Origin of the sequence: Sphingobacterium lactis (assembly GCF_011046555.1) — a bacterium.
In the GTDB taxonomy this organism is placed as follows: Bacteria; Bacteroidota; Bacteroidia; order Sphingobacteriales; family Sphingobacteriaceae; genus Sphingobacterium; species Sphingobacterium lactis.
In genome coordinates, this window is the sequence record NZ_CP049246.1 from 2,243,056 (window position 1) to 2,266,586 (window position 23,531).

The 23,531-nt window shown below is 43.9% G+C and carries 23 protein-coding genes, 1 tRNA gene and 1 pseudogene; 10 read left to right on the forward strand and 15 right to left on the reverse strand.

Annotated features, from left to right (window positions below):
- Positions 1-6 precede the first annotated feature (6 nt).
- The 6 genes from G6N79_RS09810 (at position 7) to G6N79_RS09835 (ending at position 3,747) form a co-directional block, all read left to right on the forward strand.
- On the forward strand, positions 7-465 hold the full coding sequence (locus G6N79_RS09810; protein ID WP_103907157.1) for a sterol desaturase family protein: 459 nt from the start codon (positions 7-9) through the stop codon (positions 463-465).
- Entirely contained in the window at positions 462-1,175 is a 714-nt protein-coding gene (locus tag G6N79_RS09815) for a lycopene cyclase domain-containing protein (protein ID WP_103907158.1), read from the forward strand. Before G6N79_RS09810 ends, G6N79_RS09815 begins: the two co-directional genes overlap by 4 nt.
- Positions 1,176-1,197: 22 nt before the next feature.
- Positions 1,198-1,719 carry an isopentenyl-diphosphate Delta-isomerase gene (idi, locus tag G6N79_RS09820; protein WP_103907159.1) on the forward strand — a complete coding sequence of 174 codons (522 nt, stop codon included), beginning with the start codon at positions 1,198-1,200 and terminating at the stop codon, positions 1,717-1,719.
- Positions 1,720-1,792: 73 nt separating this feature from the next.
- On the forward strand, positions 1,793-2,299 hold the full coding sequence (locus G6N79_RS09825; RefSeq protein ID WP_103907160.1) for a pyridoxamine 5'-phosphate oxidase family protein: 507 nt from the start codon (positions 1,793-1,795) through the stop codon (positions 2,297-2,299).
- Positions 2,300-2,586: 287 nt separating this feature from the next.
- Positions 2,587-3,159, forward strand: a complete 573-nt coding sequence (locus G6N79_RS09830; RefSeq protein ID WP_103907161.1) for a Crp/Fnr family transcriptional regulator — start codon at positions 2,587-2,589, stop codon at positions 3,157-3,159.
- Between the two features lie 57 nt (positions 3,160-3,216).
- A complete protein-coding gene (locus G6N79_RS09835; protein WP_103907162.1) occupies positions 3,217-3,747 on the forward strand; it encodes a cupin domain-containing protein in 531 nt (176 codons plus the stop codon).
- A 413-nt stretch (positions 3,748-4,160) separates the two neighbouring features.
- Here the strand turns inward: G6N79_RS09835 and G6N79_RS09840 are convergent, their stop codons facing one another.
- From G6N79_RS09840 to G6N79_RS09855, 4 genes are all read right to left on the reverse strand, one after another.
- On the reverse strand, positions 4,161-4,607 hold the full coding sequence (locus tag G6N79_RS09840; RefSeq protein WP_103907163.1) for a hypothetical protein: 447 nt from the start codon (positions 4,605-4,607) through the stop codon (positions 4,161-4,163).
- A 63-nt stretch (positions 4,608-4,670) separates the two neighbouring features.
- Positions 4,671-5,801, reverse strand: coding sequence for a WD40 repeat domain-containing protein (locus G6N79_RS09845; protein WP_103907164.1), 1,131 nt, complete (start codon positions 5,799-5,801; stop codon positions 4,671-4,673).
- 415 nt (positions 5,802-6,216) lie between these two features.
- Positions 6,217-6,303 (reverse strand) — tRNA-Ser (locus G6N79_RS09850).
- A gap of 114 nt (positions 6,304-6,417) precedes the next feature.
- A complete protein-coding gene (locus tag G6N79_RS09855) occupies positions 6,418-8,550 on the reverse strand; it encodes an HD family phosphohydrolase (RefSeq protein ID WP_103907165.1) in 2,133 nt (710 codons plus the stop codon).
- A 216-nt stretch (positions 8,551-8,766) separates the two neighbouring features.
- Between G6N79_RS09855 and rpe the strand changes: the two genes are divergently transcribed.
- The 4 genes from rpe (at position 8,767) to G6N79_RS09875 (ending at position 15,050) form a co-directional block, all read left to right on the forward strand.
- On the forward strand, positions 8,767-9,447 hold the full coding sequence (rpe, locus tag G6N79_RS09860; RefSeq protein ID WP_103907166.1) for a ribulose-phosphate 3-epimerase: 681 nt from the start codon (positions 8,767-8,769) through the stop codon (positions 9,445-9,447).
- A gap of 143 nt (positions 9,448-9,590) precedes the next feature.
- Positions 9,591-11,855 carry an aconitate hydratase gene (locus G6N79_RS09865; protein WP_103907167.1) on the forward strand — a complete coding sequence of 755 codons (2,265 nt, stop codon included), beginning with the start codon at positions 9,591-9,593 and terminating at the stop codon, positions 11,853-11,855.
- A gap of 922 nt (positions 11,856-12,777) precedes the next feature.
- Positions 12,778-14,508 (forward strand): M14 family zinc carboxypeptidase, encoded by a 1,731-nt coding sequence (locus G6N79_RS09870; RefSeq protein WP_146060648.1) that lies wholly within the window; start codon positions 12,778-12,780, stop codon positions 14,506-14,508.
- A 74-nt stretch (positions 14,509-14,582) separates the two neighbouring features.
- Positions 14,583-15,050: a DinB family protein gene (locus G6N79_RS09875; RefSeq protein WP_103907168.1), complete on the forward strand. Its 468-nt coding sequence runs from the start codon at positions 14,583-14,585 to the stop codon at positions 15,048-15,050.
- 111 nt (positions 15,051-15,161) lie between these two features.
- On the opposite strand, the gene G6N79_RS09880 is transcribed toward G6N79_RS09875, so the two are convergent.
- The 11 genes and pseudogenes from G6N79_RS09880 to G6N79_RS09930 all read right to left on the reverse strand — a co-directional run bounded on the left by G6N79_RS09880 (position 15,162) and on the right by G6N79_RS09930 (position 23,529).
- The gene (locus G6N79_RS09880) at positions 15,162-15,599 is read right to left on the reverse strand and encodes a nuclear transport factor 2 family protein (protein WP_103907169.1); all 438 of its coding nucleotides are present in this window, start codon (positions 15,597-15,599) and stop codon (positions 15,162-15,164) included.
- A gap of 189 nt (positions 15,600-15,788) precedes the next feature.
- A complete protein-coding gene (locus G6N79_RS09885) occupies positions 15,789-16,151 on the reverse strand; it encodes a winged helix-turn-helix transcriptional regulator (protein ID WP_103907170.1) in 363 nt (120 codons plus the stop codon).
- A gap of 11 nt (positions 16,152-16,162) precedes the next feature.
- Positions 16,163-17,581, reverse strand: a complete 1,419-nt coding sequence (locus tag G6N79_RS09890) for a DUF4932 domain-containing protein (RefSeq protein ID WP_103907171.1) — start codon at positions 17,579-17,581, stop codon at positions 16,163-16,165.
- A gap of 53 nt (positions 17,582-17,634) precedes the next feature.
- A complete protein-coding gene (locus G6N79_RS09895; protein WP_103907172.1) occupies positions 17,635-18,045 on the reverse strand; it encodes a hypothetical protein in 411 nt (136 codons plus the stop codon).
- Between the two features lie 122 nt (positions 18,046-18,167).
- Positions 18,168-18,542 carry a hypothetical protein gene (locus tag G6N79_RS09900; RefSeq protein WP_103907173.1) on the reverse strand — a complete coding sequence of 125 codons (375 nt, stop codon included), beginning with the start codon at positions 18,540-18,542 and terminating at the stop codon, positions 18,168-18,170.
- Positions 18,543-18,932: 390 nt separating this feature from the next.
- Complete coding sequence (locus G6N79_RS09905; protein WP_103907174.1) at positions 18,933-19,337, reverse strand: hypothetical protein; 405 nt, start codon at positions 19,335-19,337, stop codon at positions 18,933-18,935.
- A gap of 82 nt (positions 19,338-19,419) precedes the next feature.
- A pseudogene (locus G6N79_RS09910) lies at positions 19,420-19,767 on the reverse strand (DUF4180 domain-containing protein).
- A gap of 163 nt (positions 19,768-19,930) precedes the next feature.
- Entirely contained in the window at positions 19,931-20,143 is a 213-nt protein-coding gene (locus G6N79_RS09915; protein ID WP_103907175.1) for a YgaP family membrane protein, read from the reverse strand.
- 68 nt (positions 20,144-20,211) lie between these two features.
- On the reverse strand, positions 20,212-20,838 hold the full coding sequence (locus tag G6N79_RS09920) for a Crp/Fnr family transcriptional regulator (RefSeq protein ID WP_103907176.1): 627 nt from the start codon (positions 20,836-20,838) through the stop codon (positions 20,212-20,214).
- A gap of 89 nt (positions 20,839-20,927) precedes the next feature.
- Positions 20,928-21,992 (reverse strand): NAD(P)H-dependent flavin oxidoreductase, encoded by a 1,065-nt coding sequence (locus G6N79_RS09925; RefSeq protein ID WP_103907177.1) that lies wholly within the window; start codon positions 21,990-21,992, stop codon positions 20,928-20,930.
- A gap of 790 nt (positions 21,993-22,782) precedes the next feature.
- The gene (locus G6N79_RS09930) at positions 22,783-23,529 is read right to left on the reverse strand and encodes a VIT1/CCC1 transporter family protein (protein WP_234993236.1); all 747 of its coding nucleotides are present in this window, start codon (positions 23,527-23,529) and stop codon (positions 22,783-22,785) included.
- Positions 23,530-23,531 lie beyond the last annotated feature (2 nt).

Below are 23,531 nucleotides of genomic sequence, written 5' to 3' on the forward strand. Positions count from 1 at the left end.
GGAATTATGAATATTGTTATCATGCTTATCACATTTCTCCTGATGGAAGGCGCAACCTGGCTGATTCATAAATACGTCATGCATGGATTTCTCTGGCTACTCCACAAAGATCATCACGACCATAGTAATCCTGGCGTCCTGGAAAACAATGACTATTTCTTCGTCATATTTGCCATCCCGACCATTATCTTGATGTATTTTGGATCACTTCGCGATTACAATTACCTGTTCTTTATCGGGCTGGGGATCATGCTCTACGGTGTTGCGTACTTCTTTATTCACGATATTTTTATCCATCAGCGGATAAAGATTCTTTCTGACACAAAGAATCCCTATTTCCTGGCTTTACGAAGAGCGCATAAACAACACCATAAACATTTGGGGAAGGAAGAAGGGGAGTGTTTCGGATTTCTCTATGTGCCGATGAAATATTTTAAAATGTACTTTAACAACAGCCGAAAATGATAGCGTATACCTATATCCTGGTTTTGTTTTTTACGGTCATTATCTGTTTCATTGCCTCTTTTGATCGTCGGATTCGTTTTGATAGGCATTTTCCAGCCTTTCTCAAAGCAGCCATCATCGTGGCCATTCCATTTATCCTATGGGATATTTGGTTCACCGACCATGGGGTTTGGTGGTTCAATCTGGATTATACGCTGGGTTTGACCATCGGTGGTTTACCGCTGGAAGAATGGCTATTCTTTATATGCATACCGTTTTCCTGTGTGTTCACCTACTTCTGTTTTGAACGCTTTTTTAAACTGGATTGGGCAGCTGGATTTAACAACATCGTGGTTTTTATCACCGTGATTGTTTGTGCGGTGGTGGCACTGTTGCACCATGATAAATTATATACATTGGTAACAGCAAGTATTACCGGGTTGTCGGTTATTTACCTGCATTTCGTGGCGCGTAAAGAGTGGATCGGTAAGGCGTCCTTGGTCTTTACGGTATTGATGCTTGGATTTTTTCCGGTCAATGGCGTGCTCACAGGGACGGGTTTGGAATCGCCCATCGTCAATTATAATCCGAAGGAATTTCTGGGAATCCGCTTGGGCACTATTCCCATTGAAGATGCGGTATATGGGTATACCCAATTTCTATGGGTTTTATTTTTCTTCAAAAAATTTATGCGGCAAGATGAACGCAGGGAACAACATCATTTACATTAAAAAGTAGGTAAGGGAAAAGGATATGGATAGGAATAAGGTGGTTTTGGTGGATGAAAATGATCGTCCGCTACAGGAGATGGAGAAGTTGAAGGCGCATGAACTCGGGGAATTGCATAGGGCATTTTCCATCTTTATCTTTAATGATAGGGGGGAGCTCCTGCTGCAGCAGCGAGCTGCAGCCAAATATCACGGTGGTGGGCTGTGGACCAATACCTGTTGTTCCCATCCGCAATGGGGAGAGGATATTCTACACAGTGCCACGGAGCGGTTGGATTTTGAGATGGGCGTGCAGTGTCCTTTAAAATGGATTTTTGCCTTTACCTATCATGCTGAAGTAGAAAATGGATTGATCGAACATGAATTCGATCACGTCTTCTTAGGTAACTTTAATGAGGATCCCATTGTCAATGTCGATGAGGTACAGGATTTCAGATGGGTGGATTTAGAAACGTTGGAAAAGGAAATGAAAGAATTTCCAGACCGCTTTACAGCCTGGTTCAAAATGGCATTGCCAAGAGTAATCGGACATTTAAAATGCAGTTGATTTGCCTTCATAAATAGAATCGTTTTCATCGAAACTATTTGATTTATATCGTGTTCTATTAAAAAGGAATATTATGAACGACAATAAATTTGATCTTACAGAAGGTAGAGAAAAACTAAAGGAAATTGTAGATAAAATCGATGTAGGTATGATCTGTACATTTCCAGAAAATTCAGATTATCCACATGGTGTGCCAATGAGTCGCCAGGAAGTCGACGATCAGGGCAATATCTGGTATATCTGTTCTGCAGATAGCGATACCCACAGGAATATTGAAAAGAATGACAAGGTTAGTTTGTTCTATGCTGATGCAAAGAACTATACTTTCCTGAGCATCAACGGTACGGCCACGCTTCTGCGTGATCAAGCCCGCATCGATAAATATTGGAACAAGTTTATGGAGTCCTGGTTCGAAAAAGGTAAAGACGATCCCAATATCCGTTTGTTGCGTGTGGATCCGACCGATGCCCATTATTGGGATTCGGATTCCTCTAAAATCGGTACATTCTTTACCATGGTCAAAAATATGGTCACCGGAGACCATAGCGACTTGGGTAAGGAAGGCGATCTGAACGTTTAAGAAAAAAAGCAAACTTCTTTTCATTTTAGAAGGTTAATAGGTCGGTGCTGTACAGCGTGAAGTCCCGTATTACGGAATTCTTAGCGTACATCTCCGGCCTTTTTTCATGGGCAAAATATCTTGTCTACTTGCATCACAAATTCGCTCGATCATTTCTAAATATTCTCATTCCGTATGACCATACAACCGGATGAAATCTTAATTTTCTCTTTCGTGAATCGTTTGATTAACAATAGTTTATTAAATTTAGGTGGAATAACACGAAACATTCACATAACCGATATGTCATGCATGAACTCTTGATTGCCAAAATTTCAACATACATCGACCTGAATGATCAGGACAAGCTGCTTATCCAAGAACTCTTTATTCCCAGGAAGATTCTAAAGAACGAGTATTTCCTCGTGGAGGGAAAAGTGTGTCATGAGGTTGCTTTCATCAATTCCGGTCTGTTCCGGTATTTTATCGATGTGGATGGCGATCCGAAAACCATTGCCTTTTCCAAGGAAAATGAATTCATGAGCAATTACGAAAGCTACCTGCCCAAGGAGCCTTCCACAAAGTATATTCAGGCATTGGAGGATGCCGAGCTATTGATCCTCCATCGTGATAATTTGGATAGGTTCTATGCGCAGGTTGCAGAAGGCGATCGCTTTGGCAGGAAGGTAATGGAGGAGCTTTTTGTGCATTACCTGAAAGCATTGGGAGCATTTTACACGGCAAGTCCGGAGGAGCGTTATCTCTCCCTGGTCAAGGATCAACCGGAGTTGTTGCAACGTATTTCCCAATACCATATTGCATCCTATTTGGGGATTCAACCACAGTCCCTTAGCCGAATCCGTGGAAGAATCGGCCTCTAATTTCCGTTCTTAACTTGGGTGAATGAATAGGAACAGCTTTCGGGCTAACTTGCACCCATGATAGCGAATAAGACAAAAGAAAATATTGGGGTGCAGATTCTGCAATCCGCAGCAATGGGGGGTGACAGCGTCCTGGAATTTGTGATCAAACCTGGAGAGAAAACCCCAAAACATTATCACCGGATATTTACGGAATCCTTTGAAATTCTTGCTGGCAGTCTCTGCATAGGTCTTGGAAAGACTGTACAGACCTACCACATAGGCGAAAAACTGGATATTCCACCTTATTGCGTCCATTACTTCCATAATGTGTCGGAAGAAGATTGCCTAGTTCGGGTTACCGTGCAACCCGGAAACCTGAATTTCGAACGGGCCCTAAACCTATCCAAAAGCTTGGCTGCCGATGGTTTGGCGTCACCAGCGGGTACTCCTAAGCGGTTTAAGGACCTGGCGCTCTTTGTATTTCTCAATGATTCCCATTCGGTAGGGGTGTTGGGGGTGGTACAGCCTGTGCTGACTGCTGTAGCCAAGTGGCAGGTGAAGAATGGGTATTTGCAAAAGCTTCTCGATAACTATAAAATTACTTAAGTTAAATAGTCTATTATCAAGTAATGTTAAGTAGAATTTAAATAAATATTATCTTATTGATTAATAGTAAAATTTTTAACAGTTAAAATTTACATTTAAGAAAACAAATCGTAACTTTATAAGGCATTTTGGGTGGTCTTAAAGTTTACGTTGTGGATTATTTCTATATCATTGGTGGTTTCCTGTTAATTCTAATTCTCTTACGGTTTACTAAGCTTCGTCAGCTTTTCTGTCACCATAAGTTTGTCGCAAGACGCGTCAATGGGCGGTACCCTGTCGGGGTATGCAAGAAATGCGGAAAGAAAACCTATAATTAGAGGATTAACAATGTTAACCTGTTTTGTTGGGGCATATAAGAGGCTAAAAATTAAACTTAGTTGTAAATTATAAATTTTTGTCCCCAAATCTCGTTTTTACCTTTGTCTTCGGCTCTCTAAATACAGCGCATATGCCGTGTTTGAATTGTCGTAATTTTCTTCCAAATACCATTCCAGTCGCAATTTTGTGATTGTCTGATTGTTGAAACTTTCCCCATATAAGGACATGCTTTGATCATTTTCTTTGGACAGCCAATCCGCAAACTCTATTGCTGAGCTCCACGAAGCAATGGTTTTATTTGCCCCCCAACCATCGTATACATCAGCCAGGAGGAAAAGACCATCTTTAATGAATAACCCCAATCCACAATAGTCTCTATGCGAGTAATAAAGTCCAGCCATCTCCGTTGGATTAAGCTTTAGCTTATCCGTGATCTTTAAGGCTAAGGTTTGTCCGTAAGGAGTGTTGTCCAATTCCTGATAGTAATCCATTTCTCTTGCTGAAAGTGTTTCAATTTCTATTTTGGGGATTATGAGGTTCATGTGTTGGGTTTTTGGAATGTTAGAAATGAAATGATAAAATAGATCTTGGCCAGTGTGTCCCTTTTATACGTTATATAAACTAAAACATCCGTAGTCTGTCCTTACACCTAATTTTTCTCCCACAAACTTAATTTCACATTTTTTTCCAAGATGTTCAATCTTAAAACTGCTTAAAAGCTTTCTATTGGTAAAGTCAAAAACGTACGCAGTTACCCGTTGTAAAAGAACCAATTTTGTTTGGTCGGTATTGAAACAAAAGGCATTTACCTCCTTTGTAAATTCAGGAATTTCAAGTTCTTTCATTTCGATTTCTTTATTTGTAGAAAGGTCAAAATAGCGCATTCCCCAAGTTCCATATTGTTCTCTAACCACCAATAATTTGTTATCATTCGCAAATTCCAATTGAAAGACCATTTCGAACTTTCCATTTATTTTACTTAAAAGGTTTCCGTTCGTTGCGTCGATAATCTGAATTTCGCCAACCTGATTATGAAAGGCCAATAATTTTCCATCGTCGGATAACTTTCCGCAGAATGGCGTTGTTCCTTTTATCACTTCTACTTCGTATCCTGATGCGTGTATAATTTTGTTCAGATTATCCAATATGCACAGTTTTCCTAATGTTGCAAACGCTATTTTGTCTTTTGCAACGGATATAAAACTGTCAACATAACTTTTTTCCTGTCCTAAATTGTTAAACGTTCCATTTTCGATATCAAACTCATATATATAGTGGTCAAGATCTAAGATTAAAGAGTTCCTTTCTGCGCTGTATTCCATGTTCCAGGCTAATGACTTTGGTAATGCTATGGTTTTGAGGAGGGTTCCAAAGGTATCAATCAGATTAATTGTGCCAACAGATTCAGCATTTTGCATTTTGTCTTCATAAACAAATATGCCAATCGGCGAATTCTCAAGAGCCAAAGCTCCAGTATACGCTCCGCCAATAAATTTATGCAGCGTTGGCTGTCCTATTTCGGCGTTTTCATTGTTTAAGACAAATCCTTTTTTCAAGGCTTCCCATTCCTTTTTGTAAAAATTCTTCAAAGCTTCATCACGGCTTAAAAATTCCTTTTCGGTAGTTTTTAGCTTATTATCTTTTCCAGTTTCAGAAATAAGAATTTTGTCTTTTAAAGTGAGGTTTATTAGCTTATTTGAGTGCTTATCAATCAGTTTGTGGGTTATTTCTTTCATCTGTTTTGATTTTTCGGGTATTGGGAAATAAGGGGAAGTATTGTTAATTGCTAACCTAATGTACAAAAGTTTAGGGAATTAAATGGGGAAGGGGTGGTTTGGTGGAATTAGGATAGGTTTTAAGCGGAAGAGAACTTTGTGTCTAATTGCAGGTAGGCTTGAGGACTTTTCTGTTGTGGAGTAATTCAAAAAAAAGACTATAAAGAATTTAAGGTATCGACTCCAGTTTGAACTCGGTTTTAGCGGGCGGGATTGCCTACGGCGATCCCGAATGGGGGGAGGCTAAAAGATAAATTAAAACCACGCTCGCAGGCTCGCTCGTTTTGTTGTTTATAGGGATTTGCTCAAACAAGTTTGGCAAACCCCTATAAACAACAAAAACCCGACTTAACAGTCGGGTTTTAATTTATCTTTGCGGAGAGGGCGGGATTCGAACCCGCGGTACCGTTTCCAGTACGACAGTTTAGCAAACTGTTCCTTTCGGCCACTCAGGCACCTCTCCGGGTTTCGACAGTGCAAACATAACGCAAAAAAATCATTTCGCAAAGTCGATTTACGTAAAAATTGGCAATTTCTATGCTTTCCAGAGCAACCTTCTGACTACCAATTTGTTTTTTTAGCTATCCTTCTTCTTGCTCAGGTCGTAATCGATCCTGACGTGATAGATGCTCTTGAGCATCGACTTGAAGATCTTGGCAGATTCCGAGATTTCGCGCATCGTGATATCCGCATTCTGGAACTGCCGCTGCATCAACTTGTGGTCAATGATTTTATCGACCAGGTTGTTGATGGATTCCTCGGTCGGTTCCTTCAGGGCACGGGATGCAGCCTCCACAGAGTCGGCCATCATCAGGACAGCGGTTTCCTTGGAAAAGGGCACGGGGCCAGGGTATTTAAATGTCGATTCATCGATCACCTTATCCGGGTTTGCCTTCACCGCCAGGTTGTAGAAGTAATCCACTTTGGTCGTACCGTGGTGGGTACGGATAAAGTCGACCACCACCTCAGGCATCTGGTTCTTGCGGGCCATCTCGATACCCTTCAGGACGTGCGAGATAATGATCTGCGCACTCTGTTCCGGTGTCAGCTCCTCGTGTGGGTTATCGTTCGTTTTCTGGTTCTCGATAAAGTACAGCGGGTTGATCATCTTCCCGATATCGTGGTACAGCGCTCCTGCGCGCACCAATAACGGATTTCCACCGATCTTATAAATTGCGGCCTCCGCCAGGTTTGCCACCTGCAGGGAGTGCTGGAAAGTGCCTGGTGCCTTAAGCGACAGCTCGCGTAATAACCTAGAATTGGAGTTGGTCAGTTCCATCAACGTCAGGTCGGACACAATACCGAAAAGTTTCTCGAAGGCATAGATCAGCGGATAGGCGAGGAGGGTCAGGCCGACACTCACGGTGAACGGTAGGATGTCCTGCCAATAGATCGATGCAAAGGTTCCGTTCCGGGTAAGGACCAAACCGACATACGCCAGGATGTAGGTCGCCAAGATCAGCACACTCGATACAAGGAACTGCTCTCGCTTAACCAGGGTCCGGATGCTATAGATGGCCACCATGCCGGCGGTAAATTGCAGGAATACGAAGTCGAAGCTGTTCGGCACGAACAGTCCGGCCACCAATACCATCAGGATATGGATATTGAGGGCAATCCGCGTATCGAATAACAAACGGAAGATAATCGGTACCGAACAATATGGAATGTAATACAGGCTCGGGATCTTGATCTTGATTGCCCAGCTCAGTACACCCAGCATGACCAGGATAACGATGAAGATAATGAACAACAACCGGTTGTTGTTGAAGATATCCCTCCGGAAGAAATATAGGAACACCATCAGGAGCGCCATCGCCAGCGAGATCAGGATGAAATGCCCAAAAGTCACGAGGTTCTGCTCGCCACTGATGCGGGATTCGTCCTCAAATACGCGGCGCAACGATTCAAGTTTCTGGTAGGCATCGTTGTTGATGATCTTGCCCTGCTCGGCAATGAGCTCATCCTTCTGCACCATCCCGCGCGTGGTGGAAATATTGGCCAGCGCCGTCTGTTCTACCTTATTGGTCTGGCTTTCGTTGAAGACATAGTTGATGGTAATGTAATTCTTCAGTACTTCGGCCAACCAGCGCTTTCGCGAGATCAGTTTGTTCTTTTCCAGCGCACCGACAATGTAATGGGATGCCGATTCAATCGTAAAGCAATCTACGGTATTCTTCTGCTGGGCAATGTTGTCGTGCACCAGCACAAAATTATATTCGAGGGAGGTCGGGTCGTTCTTGGTTGTGTCGCTGCCCTTGTTCTGGTACCTGTTGTTGAGGGAGATCACGCCCCGCTCATAAATGTAGGTGAGGAGTGCAGTTCCGACCTCGCGGTAATCGGTGATCTCGCCGGATTCGGTCGAGTCCAATTGGCTGGCCTGCCATTTCTCGTTCAGGTCCGTATTGAACTGGTCGATCTGTTCCTTGCTGGCAACATCGTTCAGGTTGTAGATGGGCTGTATGGTCTTCAGGATAAACTGCCTGTCGCGTTCCATTTCTTCGGCCGTCTTCAGGATGGCGAAGTTATAGGGCGAGGTCAGGTTCTCATGGTTCCAAGGCTTTCCTTTCTGGTATTCATAGCGGAAGCGGGGCTGCTTGGGCAGGAATATACAGATCAGGATGATGGTCAGCACGACCATGCCGTATTTCCATACGGTGGAGTTTTGTTGAATCTTATCCTTAGGGTAGTTTATCTTTAGTTTAGCCACAGTTCGATTTTAAAGCGTTCTATTCAAACAAATGTAGGGAATTTACGGCAAAACCAGTTCTTTTTAATGGTCTGCTGGGGTTGGTTTTCGATTTCGGTGGCTTCAGTACGAGCAGTTTACTGCAGTTTTGTTAAAGGAATGTAGCAATTCCGCTGAAAACGGCTCTATTTTTCAAATAGCGCGGAATTACTGTTATCTTTGCAAAAAATTAAAGAAATGTCCACACACTCCCATTTAATTGCCCCATCGGTTTTGGCTGCTGATTTTGCGAATCTGGAAAGAGACGTGAAGATGATCAATGACAGCGAAGCGGATTGGTTTCACATCGACATCATGGATGGTGTCTTCGTGCCGAATATCTCCTTTGGATTTCCCGTGATGAGCGCCATTGCCAAACATGCCAAGAAACCTTTGGATGTACACTTGATGATCGTTGATCCGGACCGTTACCTGCAGGCTTGCAAGGACAATGGTGCCGAAGTCATTACCGTGCACTACGAAGCTTGTACGCACTTGCACCGCACCTTGGCGGCGATCAAGGAATTGGGATGTAAGGCCGGTGTTGCGCTGAACCCGCATACACCAGTTTCCCTGTTGAAGGATGTGATCCAGGATATCGACCTGGTCTGCTTGATGTCGGTAAACCCGGGATTTGGAGGACAGAAGTTCATTGAGCGTACCTACGCGAAGGTGAAGGAATTACGTGCGCTGGCGGTGGAGAACAATACGGATGTACTGATCGAGATCGACGGGGGAGTAGGCTTAAGCAATGCGGGCAAATTACTGGCTGCGGGTGCCGATGTGCTCGTTGCGGGGAGCTTCGTGTTCAACGCTGCTGACCCGATTCAGACAGTAAAGGATTTAAAAGCGGTAGACCCTACAGTACAAGCGGTTTAGGGCGCTGTTTAGAATTTTTCCAAATTAGCTTAGGGTGGCAGAAATGCGTATAACGCGATGTTTTTTTTGTATTTTTGCGTAGCGCAGATCAACTTAAGCGCATGTGAATTGAATTTAATAAATCATCATTAAACTAAAAATAAATGGCTTTTGATATAGACATGATCAAAAAGGTTTATGCACAATATGATGAGCGTATCAATGCAGCTCGTCAGGTTGTAAACAAACCATTGACACTATCTGAGAAAATTTTGTATGCACACCTTTGGGATGGTAATGCAGCTGAGGCTTATGAGCGTGGAAAATCATACGTTGATTTTGCACCGGACCGTGTAGCGATGCAGGATGCTACCGCGCAGATGGCTTTATTGCAGTTCATGCAAGCAGGTCGTCCAAAGGTTGCCGTTCCTTCCACTGTACACTGTGACCACTTGATCCAAGCGCGTGACGGAGCAGCAGAGGATTTGAACCGTGCAAAAACAGAAAGTTCTGAAGTATTCAACTTCTTGAGTTCTGTATCGAACAAATACGGTATCGGATTCTGGAAACCGGGTGCAGGTATCATTCACCAAGTTGTCTTGGAGAACTATGCTTTCCCAGGTGGTATGATGATCGGTACGGATTCCCACACCGTGAATGCGGGTGGTTTGGGTATGGTTGCTATCGGTGTTGGTGGTGCGGATGCATGTGACGTGATGGCAGGATTACCTTGGGAGCTTAAATTCCCGAAACTTATCGGTGTAAAATTAACAGGCAAGCTTTCCGGATGGGCAGCGCCTAAAGATGTGATCTTGAAAGTTGCTGGTATCCTTACTGTAAAAGGTGGTACTGGTGCTATCGTTGAATATTTCGGTGAAGGTGCAGAGTCCCTTTCTTGTACAGGTAAAGGTACGATCTGTAACATGGGTGCGGAGATCGGTGCTACGACTTCGACATTCGGTTACGATGCGTCTATGGAGCGTTACTTGCGCGCTACGGACCGTGCAGAGGTTGCTGATGCGGCTAATGCGATCAAACAACACCTTACTGCTGACCCTGAGGTTTATGCTAACCCTGAACAATACTTCGATCAATTGATCGAAATCAACCTTTCGGAATTGGAACCTTCTTTGAACGGTCCATTCACTCCGGATTTATATACGCCAATCTCCCGCATGCGCGAAGAGGCTGGTAAGAACGGATGGCCTACACGTGTAGAGTGGGGATTGATCGGTTCGTGTACAAACTCTTCTTACGAGGATTTGTCTCGCGCTGCATCCATCGCTCGCCAAGCGGTTGAAAAAGGATTGGTAACGAAAGCTGAATTTGGTATCAACCCAGGTTCTGAGCAGGTTCGTTTCACAGCTGATCGCGACGGTCTATTGAAAACTTTCGAAGACTTGAACGCAACGATCTTTACCAATGCATGTGGTCCATGTATCGGTATGTGGGATCGTGCAGGTGCGGACAAACAAGAGAAGAACACGATCGTTCACTCGTTCAACCGTAACTTCGCTAAACGTGCCGATGGTAACCCGAATACGTTCGCATTCGTAACATCTCCAGAGATGGTTGCAGCGATCGCGATTTCCGGAGACCTAGGTTTCAACCCATTGACGGACACATTGACCAACAAAGATGGTGAACAAGTGAAATTGGATCCACCTACAGGTGATGAATTGCCGGAAAAAGGTTTCGCAGTTGATGATCCAGGATACCAAGCACCTGCGGCTGACGGTTCTGATGTGGTTGTCGATGTATCACCAACTTCTGATCGTCTTCAATTATTGGAGCCTTTCAAACCTTGGGAAGGTACAGACCTTAAAGGCTTGAAATTATTGATCAAAGCGAAAGGTAAATGTACAACTGACCACATCTCGATGGCAGGTCCTTGGTTGAAATACCGCGGTCACTTGGATAACATTTCCAACAACATGTTGATCGGTGCTGTAAACTACTTCAACGAGAAAACAGATAACGTGAAAAACCAATTGACAGGTGAGTATGGACCAGTTCCAGCGACTCAGCGTGATTACAAAGCGCAAGGCGTCGGTTCGATCGTTGTAGGTGATGAAAACTACGGTGAGGGTTCTTCCCGTGAGCACGCAGCCATGGAGCCTCGTCACTTGGGCGTTCGCGCGGTATTGGTGAAATCTTTCGCTCGTATCCACGAAACGAACTTGAAAAAACAAGGTATGTTGGGATTGACTTTCGATAACAAGGATGATTACGATAAAATCCAAGAAAACGATACCATCGATATCATCGGTTTGACAGAATTCGCTCCGAACAAACCATTGACGATCGTTCTTCACCACGAAGATGGTACCACAGAAGAAATCTTGGCAAACCACACATACAACGAACAACAGATCCAGTGGTTCAAAGCTGGTGGTGCATTGAATATCATTCGTGCCAATCAGAATTAGTATTTAGTAGTTAGTAGTTAGAATTAAGACTGACTGCATACGGAATATATGGAAAGCTGCCCTTGGGCAGCTTTTTTTGTAGGATGATTTTTCTTTGGGGGCTTGGGGTGCAAAGGAATGGGAATTATAAGGGTAAAGAGGATTAATGTTTTTTTTTCTCTTTCTCAAAACCAATCCGCGTATATAAATATGTGACGGAAAAATTCCAGTCAAATCTATGCAAGCATTATTTCGTGCTATTTTGCGCCATGCAACCCCGTCAGGGGTGTAACTATTTTAGAAGGTTTAATTATATGCGCAATGGATACATTTTCTTTCTTCCAAACTCCACCAAATGTTCCTTTTCCGACTTTTCCCGCGTTTGCGGTAATCACGCTGACCAGAATACCATTATAAACGCTTATTGCTCATGTTGTTTTTTGGTCAATAATCGCGCTATATGAAGTCTCAGGGGCTATTTTTCCTGATTTCCCCTTCTTTTTCCTTGAAAGACAGGTCTGGACCTTGTCTGACATGAGAGCGAGGTGAGAGCGTACTGAGAGCGTGGTGAGAGCGTGTCCATGGCACGCTCTCACCACGGTAGCACTTCGAACGCATCTCGGATGCACCTCAGACAAGGTCCAGATAAGCTGACAGCGGTTTCCGTACCGGCAATTGATTTCGGATATGGCAACAGTGGCCGTACCCAAATTGCGGAATGCATATGGCGAGAGCGTGGTGGGCTTATGGATTCGATAAAATAATGGATAATTTGCGATGAAAATGGTAGATTGGAGTGAAGCAGGTGTATCTATGATTGCTCGAATGAATATAAGAAATATAACCTCCATATGGATAGATTTAAATGCTTAATATGGATCACCATTCCATCTCCCAAAAATCATTACTTATCCCTACCTTTATGTTATAATCAATCTATGAAATGCTGAAATCGATCTATAAACTCGCTTTGATGGCCGCACTAACGACAACAACTATGGAAGGACTTGCCCAAAAGACGCCCTATGAACTCGATAAGAATGGAAATACAACCGTCACGTATGCGGAATTGCGTACCTATTACGATAAATTACTGGCAGGGCGTACGGATGCCAAGCTGATCGATATCGGTCCGACGGATACGGGGAAGCCGCTGCAGTTGATCGTGCTTTCTAAGGATGGGGATTTCGATCCGCAAAGCATCAAGGCAAAGGGTAAGGCCGTGATGTTCATCAACAATGGAATCCATCCGGGAGAACCGGAAGGGATCGATGCATCGATGATGTTTATCCGTGATATCCTGAAAGCAGAACATTTGCCGAAGGACCTCGTACTCTGTGTAATCCCGGTCTACAATATTTCGGGGATGTTGGATCGCGGTGTCACCCGAGCAAACCAGAATGGCCCCGATGCCTATGGTTTCCGCGGATCTCGTCAGCATTATGACCTCAATAGGGATTTTATAAAAGGCGACACCCGCAATTCAAGGCTCTTCCAACAGGTGTTCTCCACCTGGGACCCGGATGTGTTCTTTGATACCCATACCAGCAACGGTGCCGATTACCAATATGTCATGACGTTGATCGAGACCCATAAGGATAAATTGCATCCCAAGCTTGCGCCCTATATGAAGGAGCGCTTCACCGATGTGCTCTACACACGGATGAAAGCTGCCGGATTTCCCATGATCCCGTATGTGGATTCCAAGGGCGAAACCCCCGAGTCGGGTCTGGTGTCCTTTCTGGAAAGTCCGCGGTATTCCACGGGCTATGCCGCCCTGCATAATACTATCGGTTATATGCCGGAGACGCATATGTGGAAACCCTACAAGCAACGGGTGGAATCGACGTATCTCCTAATGAAGAATTTATTTGAGGTCGCCGTTGCGGAAGCCAAGACGCTGGTAGCCCTACGGAATGATATCAAAGCGGAAGTGTCCGAACAGCAATCTTTCCCCATCAGCTGGGAGTTGGATGAGGAGCATGTCGATACCATTTCATTTATGGGCTATGCCTCGGGGAAACGTGCAAGTGCCGTGTCAGGAAAGGATAGGTTGTTCTATGACCGCACGAAACCGTTTACCAAGCAGGTTCCGTACTATACGACGTATAAGCCAAAGGTTGTTGTGCAAAAACCGAAAGCGTATGTCCTTCCCCAAGGGTATGATCGGATCGTTGAGTTGATGCAGCTGAACGGAGTCAAGATGGAGCCGTTGGCAAAGGATACGGTTCTGACAGTGGAAATGTATTATATTACAGGCTATAAAACGTATCCCAATGCGTATGAAGGGCATTATCCGCACCATTCGGTTGAGGTGTGTACGGAAAGGATGGAGATACCTTACTATGCCGGGGATTGGTTAATCGAGACGAATCAACCAATGAACCGCTATATCATAGAAACCCTGGAGCCCCAAGGAATGGATTCCTTTTTCAACTGGAATTTCTTTGATGCCATCCTCTCGCAGAAGGAATATTTCTCAGCCTATATCTTCGAGGATACCGCTGCAGATTTGCTTGCAAAAGATGCGGAACTCAAGAAACGTTTCGACGATGCCAAACGCGCAGATCCTAAAATGATGGAGGAAGCGCGGCTGCAATTGGACTGGATCTACAGGCAAACACCGGCATACGAAAAAACGCACTTGCTATATCCGGTAGGGCGGATGTTATAGATGAAGTGAATGCTGTTGACAAAGGGTTGTCATCACTGGCCATTACCTTTGGTATAAACAAAATACGAACGATTATGAGCACAGCATTTATGACCCAAGAGCAGTTTCTGAATCATTGGCAAGGCCATAGGAACCTGACTAGAAAAACAATCGAAAAATTCCCGGAGAAGGATCTTTTTGAATTCCGTATCGGTGGGATGCGTACCTTTGCCGATTTGATCAAGGAACTCCTCAGTATTGCCCTTCCGGGGTTGGAAGGTATTATCGCCAATAAAACAGACGGATACTCTCATGACCTCCCGCAGGCTACAAAAGCGGAATTGCTGGCGGAATGGGACAGACAGACGCCATTGATCACTGAAGCGTATAAGCAATTGAAACCTGAGCAGTTCCCCGAAAATTATAATCTGTTCGGCCAATTCAATGCACCAATCTATGAGAATCTCTTGTATTTTATGGACAATGAAGTCCATCACCGGGCGCAAGGCTATGTGTACCTGCGGGCGCTGGGCATCGAACCGCCGATGTTCTGGGAACGGTAAAATATTTGAAAATAAAAAAGTCTCCATCAATTTTGGAGACTTTTTTATGCGGTCCTAATTTATCAGCTTTGTACAAAGCTACCGCAGAAAGGCTGTATAAAATGAATTCAATTATTTGGACTTAAAAACGGAATTTACTTCCTTGATTTTCCATACGCCGGCATCCTGCACCATGGTTAGGTAATCTGTACGTTTAAAGTTGCCGAAGTCCAAAGTTACTTTGGCCAAGCTGTATTTTCCCGATTTCTCCACCACTTGTGATTCGACGTCACAGCTGTACGTAACACCTTCATTTCTCTTCAATTGTTGGATGAATTTTGATCGAGAAAGCGCCGGCTGATCGGTTTCGGTATTGAATTTCTGTGTGAAGCCCTCATCGAACAATTGATCTACGAAAGCGACATCACCTCTAACGGAGCTGTTTACATATTCCTCCACAACATTCTCTACAACGGCATTGTTCAGTTTATCCTTGTCAATGGCAAAGGCGGTCAATGAGGAAGCGAATAATAGTCCTGCTACTGCGAAAGTTTTTACTAGATTTTTCATGATTAAGTTCTTTTAATGTTATCGTTTAATTGTTATTGTTTATTTGATACTCCAAAGGTAGGGTGGTATCAAAGGTGATAACAGGCTGTTTAGGTCAGAACTTGAACTTTCTCGGTCAATCTAGGTGTTTATTCGGTGAAAATCTGCAGGTTGGTTTTCCGGATTTTCACCGATGTGTTCATCGAAGGATTACGCCTGTAGGAGGTGCTTCCTGTGGTTTTTGCCCCATTCCACCAGGTAATTGATGATTTCTTTGGAACTGCGGCCGTATTCGCTGATGCTGTATTCCACAGTCTTGGGTTTGCCGGGCATCTCTTCCCGCACGATGAGCTGATTTGCCTCCAGGTCTTTCAACTCTTTGGTCAGGACCTTGGCAGAAATGCCCAGAATCTCGCGTTGTATCTTCTTAAAGGTATTGACCTCCTTTTCCCTACTGATCAGGTAATGCAGGATCAGGAGCTTCCATTTTCCACCCAGAATTTCCAGGGTATCGCGCATGGCCAATAAATTTCCGGTACATTCTACAGGATCGTTCTTTAAGGGTTGCTTCATGGATTGTCTTTTTAGCTTTTTTTATTTTCCGCCCGTGCCCAGTTCAACATGTGTGTGTAGAGGCTGTCCATACTGGCGGATCTGTTCTCGTTATATTTCTTCAGTAATTCGTTGTTAAACCTTCCAAAGTTGATGAACCCACGGCTTTTCTCCATTTGGTTCACCATTTTCGGGAGGTACTCGTCCAGGTCTGCCTGGCTGTAATGGTCTGCCAAATATAGGGAATAAACAGCCCAGGTCATATATTCGTTGAAAACGGTGTAGGCTGTGGAATAACCACTGGTGATGCTGCCATCGGCCCAAGTCTCGCGTTGGCTGAAAATTTCGTTGACAGCGTCAGCAAAACGATCCGTAGTGGGATTTACATAATTGTGATCGATTTCCGTAAAGACGACCCTGCCGGCAAAGATTTCATTTTGGGCCTGGCTTCTATCTGGTAGGGCATTGGCCTTCTGGATGTACATGACCGTCTGAGACAAACCATTATCTGAAAAACGTTGCGTGGAATGTGCCCCGCCGATCAATGGTGAAAAATAGATCATGTAGGAACCGTAGCGCATATTGAATTTCTTATCTAACCAGGCCTGCATCTTATCAATGTGGTTCAGCTGGTTGTATGTCGTTAACAAACTATCATAATAGGGTTTGTTGTCGGCATAGAATTTTCGGAAATTCGATTTCTTCGCAAAGTCCTGCATCAAGGCCAGGTCTTTCATCGGATCGAATGTATACCAACCCGCAGCGGCCTCCCGGATAATTCCGTTGTTCTTTATCGTTCCCTGCTTATCGAAATTGTAATTCACCGCATTCATCTTCAGGGCGTAGTAGTATCCATAATTGTCGTCGGAAAAGATATGCAATTTATGTTGCTCCAGATAGCGCATATCCCCAATGTATTTGTGAATGGTGTCAAGCATGGGATGGTTGCGGTAGGGAGCAAAATGCGTTTTCAATCGCTGGTAATAGTCCGATTTGGTGTCGAACATATTCCCTTCCTTTTCCGCATCTTGATGTAGTGCCATCAGGATATTGACCAGTTCGCTGACCTCAGGAATGGCAACTGTGGTTTTATTCCGGTGGTTTTTGACGTATTCATCAGTAAAATTTACATTGGGTACCACACCGACGATTTGCTGCCTCGCTGTGTCATTCTTGCTGTTAACAATGATTAAGTCTACCTTTTGACCTACCTGGATTGGAAAGGATACGGAATCCTTGCCATCACTATAGGTAATGGTGTTTTTCTTGGACTTGCAATCTGCCTTGAATACAGCTAATGGAGTTTTCGGGTCGACGCGCCATTGTGCAGTTTTTAGTTCGCCATTTACGGTGATCCGTAAATGATCGGCATCCGTTTTAAAGGTCTCCTGTGCAAAGCACGCCTGTGCCGCAAGGAGTAAAGTTGACAGGAGGGTGGTAGCTGTTTTCATAATTGCTGCGTCGTGTGATTCTCAGGACTAAAATAAAGGATTTGCTGTGGAAATTAAAACGTTTCCACATGTATTCTGTCCGCCTTTATCCGGACAACGCGGTCACTGAGGAATTGGAAAAGCAGATCATCAGTAGGAGTAGGGATCGCCTGATCGATGAGGGCATTATTGGTTTGCCGATCGGCAGAAGGATAAAAGGTAATTCCATCCAACCTGCTGTCCTCCACCAGGAATTCCAGGTTCGGCTCCGTGATAGCTAGATAATTCACTTTGAAGGCGGTGAAAAATAGACCTTTGCAGGATTGGGGTTGCCCAGCGTTACTGTTCGATCGAAAATGCAGTTTAAGAATGCTTCCCTGCATTTGGATCTCCTGGGCTAAAAAATCAAAATCATTATGCAGATCGAACAACGTATCCCCGATGCGAATATATATCAGATCCCGAATTTCAAAATTTACGTCCATACTAGGTTTTTATCGAAAATAAGGAAATTGAAGTAATTTTTGTACTGGCTAATAAAAAAGCCGACGATCCGTTAATGAATTGGATCCCCGGCATAAAGTATAGGGAAAGAAATTATATGCTTCTAAAAACTGATGGCATACTGGGCATAATTTTCCCAATGTCCATTAGCATCATGTTTTAACGTGATGTTACACACCTTGGCTTCCTTGCCTTCCAATAGGGATTTATCGATATCGAATTCCGTTCCAGCGGTAATTCCGGTTTGCATTTGCTGACCGTCAACAAATAATGTGAGCCCTTTTTCCACTTGATCACCCGTCACTTTGAAATGCATTTTGTTCTTGTCGTTGCAGGAAGATAAAGCTAGTTCGCCATGGTAATGCAATCGGTCCATTTCGATGCGCTTTTGCTCGTTCGCTAAATTGGCATCGCCCTGAAATGGATTCCCAAAAAATAAACCTCCTATAATCAGACTTGAAAAAAATAATTCATTCATATGTACTCCTTTTATATGTTTAATCTATTGTAATAACGATGTTACAATTGCTAATATTGTGCCAAGTCGGCAAAAATGAGGTTTACATGCTATATTATTTCAATAAGATCGGAATGAATCGTAAAGCCGTGATACTGGACGACTGGTCCCATGGAAGCTTTAAAAAAAATCCCGAAGCGGGGAACTTCGGGATTTTCTAACTAACCAATTATTAACCTAAATTATGAAATTTTACTCAATTACTCTTTTGCTTTTCTATGGGATATATTACAAAGCCCATGCCTAAAATTTCCCGTTGCGATACCTTAACATCTTTTAACAGAAGAACTGTCGATGCACAAAAAAAGCCCGAGCTGGTAGCCGGGCTGTATACGCTGGATGCTGATTGAATCAATCCGCCAATTGTTTTGCTAGATAGGCCATTGGGAAATAAGCCAACGCAAGATCGACGATGGTAAACCATAGCGGAGAAGGAATCATAAATACGGCTGCCAGTCCTCCCAGAAAGAAAAATACGGCGATTCCCATGGCGAATGCCAATTTGCTGGTTGGGGCAATTTTGGCAGCCACGAATGCACCGACGAAGGTGCCCAGGGCATGTGCCAGAAATGGAAACAGGAAATGCTTCGGTTGGAATAGGTGCATGGCTTCCTTCAGTCCCTCGGCAGTAGTAACATCGGCATCAATCGGCGGTGGAATAATAGTGCCGGAGATATTCACGAGAAACATGTTGACTAAACTACCGATAACAATCCCCAAGAGGATAGCCAGAATTTTGCGAAAGATGGGTTTCATGTGTGCAATAATTGATTTGGATATAGGGGCAAATGTAGACTATTTATTGTAATATTTAACCCATTGGAAAATAAAATTTAGCCTATTGGAGTGCTTCTTCGAGGTCCTTCACAAAACGAACGGTTCTTCCCCTGTTGCTTTCGGCAATAAACGCCTGAAGGCTAGGAGAGGGGGTAGTTGCGAAGTCTCAAATAATGCGGAGCTGCATCCTATAGTTGGCGAATTTTTGAAGTATTTCCCCTGCCATTCCATTCTTTAGATCGAAGAATTCGGCATGTATATTTTCCCGCTGTAGTATGATGCGATCGAACCCTTGGTAATAGCAGTCCACCATGAGCTGGAGGGCTTCCTCGTTGCTGCCCATGAGGATCTGATCGGAATCCAGGTGTGCGGATTTTATTGCTGCAGTGAAATAAGGTGTAATCGTCATCTCCCCTAAATGTAACGCTATTTTCTTGAATATGGGTAATTGGAAAAAAAGAGACCTCGCTCAACTGGCGTTAAACGAGGTCAGGGGTATATAGATAATAGTTAATGTGACTTCTTATATCGGCCATTTCACCATGGGCGAAATGGAGAAAGAAAAAATCCAATTACTGTGTGGAGGGCTTTTTTTTCGTTGAGATGCCCAGCAGGCTGTAAATTGGGCATACACCAATGAAACTGGTAAGCACAAAGATGCCTGCTATGACCAAAAGTACAATCGCCAAGGTGCCGGAAATAACTTTAAAAAGATATAGCGCGATGATAATTAGAGCAACAACGATTCTGATCGCTTTGTCTATGGTTCCCATATTTTGCGTCATAATATAATAGTATAGGTGATTAACTATACAAATATGTACCATATCTTCTTGTTTTTCAGTGATATTTATCACATTAAGGATAAAATTTCGACTTTATTGCGAAATAATTTCACCTGACCCCGTTGTTCCAGCTGTTTGAGCATACGGGAAATCACCTCTCTGGAGGTGGCCAATTCATTTGCAATCTCTTGGTGGGTGATAACCAGTTGGTTGCTTTCCAATACTTTCGATTTTGAAATGAGGTAGTCGATCAATCGCTCATCAACGCGTTTAAACGCTACGCTGTCCAGGGTCGAAATGATCTCATCATAGCGAGTATTCAATGTTTTAAGCACGAACATTCTCCAACTGGGGTATTTGTCGTACCAGATGGTAGCATGGGATGCAGGGATAGCAACCAATTCTACATCATCCTCGGCAACAGCTTTGATATTGCTGAGTTTGTTCATGAGGGAAGTTGAAATGGACACGGCACAGGATTCTCCAGCTCGAATATGATAGAGCAGGAGTTCATTCCTTGCCGGAGTCTCCCGCAGGACTTTGATGGAACCTTTCAACACCAATGGGATTACCTTTATATACTTGTGGGGTTCTACAACGGTTTGACCAGAACTAAACTGTAGGGGTATACCTACATCCTCAAACTCCAAGCGCAAATCATGCTCCTGGAGGAAGTCGAATTTACTTAGATTCATCTTATATTAATAGTAGTGTGTGACTGTAAATTTACTGTTTAAACATGGAAATCATACATTGATTTCCATTTATTTTGAATCTTAAGGAATTACCAGTTGAGATCTTTAATTAATTCAGTGATCAAGGTTCGTGCATCCCGATGCTTTACCAATGCCGCTGCTTGCCCTGCCCAGAGCGATTTTAACTCCGGGTTGGAATCAATATTGGCGGGGTAGGCGCCAAGTTTTCCGATAATTTTACCCTGAAGCGGATAGGGTGCCATCTCTTCCTGATAGTTTTTTAGCTCCTCGGTCAGCCTATTGGCCAACCCCCTGGATAATCTGCCGGTAAAAACTTTGGTGAGCGTCGTATATTTTGCTTTATCGGTGAATAGGATATCCTTATGGCCCTGACTGGTTCCCGACTCCTGTGTAGCCAAGAAGGCGGTGCCGATCTGTACGGCATCCGCTCCGAGTTGAAGGGCAGCGCCTACGCCACGTGCATCGCTGATTCCCCCAGCAGCGACAACTGGAATCTTCACGGCATCCGCAACTTGTGGTATCAGGGAAAAGGTGCCTACTAAGGAATTTTCAGGGGTATCCAGGAAGGAGACGCGGTGACCACCTGCGTCGGCACCTGAGGCAACGATGGCATCAACGCCAGCATTTTCTAAGGCAATTGCTTCATCCACCGTGGTAGCAGTGCCTAAAGTAAGGATGTTCAAGCGCCTACAGTGTTCGAGAACATCGGAAGATGGAATGCCATAGACAAAGGAAAAAACGCGTGGCTTAACGGCAAAGATGGCTTCCAGCTGATCTGCATAGCGGGGAGCCTGAGGTAAAGGATAAGTGGGGAATTCCGCACCGACCTCCTCGAAGTAGGGTTTCAGGATGCTCAGGATCCGGTCCAGATCGGAAGAGCTGAAAGTATGCGCAGCCTCATCGTAATCATTGACCCATAAATTTAAATTGAACGGTTTATCCGTCTGTTCCCTGATCTTGCCTGCAATTTCAATGATTTCCGAAGCACTGTGCGGTTGGCACCCGTAGGATCCCAGACCGCCCATCTCAGAAACAACTTGTGTTAGGGCTACAGATGAAGCGCGACCACCAAAGGGGCCCTGAACGATCGGATAGGCGATATCGACTAGCTCTGTAAATCTATTTCCTTTCATCTCTATTGTCTATTAATTTATTCCATAACTATTTAAACCACTTACAGTTAAATCTTCACTGTGTTGGGTAAGTTAAATTAAGATAAATCATACTAGGAAAGATTATTCAAATGTCATATTTAATTGGTTGTAGTATTAAATCTGCTTTCAAGTGATTTGGAATTGCCCTGATGATATTGTTAAAAGTTGTTAATCTATACATGGCGGGACACGAAAGGCAAATGGTTTGCGTTTCTATAGTAACAAAAGCAAAAGAGTAATTGAGTAAAATTTCATAATTTAGGTTAATAATTGGTTAGTTAGAAAATCCTGAGGTTCCCCGCCTCAGGATTTTTTTATTCGGAATTTCGTGATTTCAGAAACATACAACATTCGAATTAAAAAGCGCGGTTGACCAGCATTGTTAAAAGATGTTAAGGTACCGCAAGGGATAAATTTAGGCATGGGGTTTGTAATATTACCCATAGAAAAGCAAAAGAGTAATTGAGTAAAATTTCATAATTTAGGTTAATAATTGGTTAGTTAGAAAATCCTGAGGTTCCCCGCCTCAGGATTTTTTTATTCGGAATTTCGTGATTTCAGATACATACACCCTTCGAATTAAAAAGCGCGGCTGAACAGCATTGTTAAAAGATGTTAAGGTATCGCAAGGGATAAATTTAGGCATGGGGTTTGTAATATTACCCATAGAAAAGCAAAAGAGTAATTGAGTAAAATTTCATAATTTAGGTTAATAATTGGTTAGTTAGAAAATCCCGAAGTTCCCCGCTTCGGGATTTTTTCATTTTACCTATACCTGAACACCGAAGAGATACCCGACCAGGGCGGAAAGGCCCATGGCAATAGTCCCCCAGATGACAATGCGTATGATGGCTTTCCCTATCGGGGCCCCGCCGGTCTTGGCAGAAACTACACCCAAAACAATGAGGGAAATAATCGTGAATACGTAGAGGTAATATTCCATGTAGGACAATGGTGCCAATAAAGTAACCAAAAGTGGCAGAACCGCACCTGCCGTAAATGCAGCTCCGGATGCCAAAGCGGCTTGAATGGGATTGGCCTGGCTCATTTCCGTAATGCCCAATTCATCGCGCACATGCGCTGCGAGGGCATCTTTCGCAGTGAGCTCTTTGGCGACCAACATCGCCGTTTCTTCCTTAAGCCCCCTTGATTCATAAATCTTGGCTAACATTTGCAATTCCATTTCCGGCATTTCCGCGAGTTCTTCCGCTTCCCGAGCGATATCGGATTTTTCAATATCTGTCTGTGAACTTACCGACACATATTCACCAGCTGCCATGGATAGGGCACCTGCCACCAAACTGGCCATGGTGGCCAACAGGATGGGGTCGCGCGACGTGCTCGCCGCCGCAACTCCAATGGCCAGACTGGATACTGAAATAATACCGTCATTGGCGCCTAGCACAGCGGCTCGCAACCAATTGCTGCGGTGCACATAATGGTTGTCGAGGTAATTGTCTAACGTGGGTTTTCTGGAAGGATGGGACGTCATGGTGATCGTGTTTGATGTATGCATTA